This window comes from Colwellia sp. BRX8-5 (assembly GCF_014077325.1).
In the GTDB taxonomy this organism is placed as follows: Bacteria; Pseudomonadota; Gammaproteobacteria; order Enterobacterales; family Alteromonadaceae; genus Colwellia_A.
On the sequence record NZ_JACGVR010000094.1, the window covers coordinates 1 to 473 of the forward strand.

1 protein-coding gene is annotated in these 473 nt (G+C 33.4%); it reads left to right on the forward strand.

What is annotated here, in order from left to right; genetic code table 11:
* The coding region (locus H4J62_RS20025) for a hypothetical protein (protein ID WP_220470119.1) at window positions 1–351 on the forward strand (351 nt) is incomplete at its 5' end.
* Window positions 352–473: the final 122 nt, after the last annotated feature.

The following is a 473-nucleotide window of genomic DNA, read 5'->3' on the forward strand; positions in this document are numbered from 1 at the left end:
GTTAGCTATACAAGGATACACCGTCGTTATATGGACGCTTTGATCAATAATCTAAATAAACTAGCTCACGATTTACGTCTTGTCCCAAATGCAATCAAAGGTGCTAAATTATGGGCTGCTTCCGAAGACTTCGATATTGATAACTCAATTACCTGTAAGTTCAAATACGATTTTGATTCACATAAACTCTGTTTCGAAAGTGAAGACATGAATGTGCCGTATTTAGAAACTACATTAAATATAAGACTTGAAGATGATGTTATAGGTTATTATTGTTGGCATTCATTATTAAACGGTGAAGTTATTGATGATATGTTAGTTATTACAAATCATGAGTTAAAGTATAGCTAACAACACGCCCTGAGGTGGACAACTAGTAAAATTTAGCTATTTATTGCAAATTTTAACAGTGGCGATCCTCTTCGGTTTAATGCTTCTAAATATTTTGATTCGTTGTAGGGCATCTTCGTTTT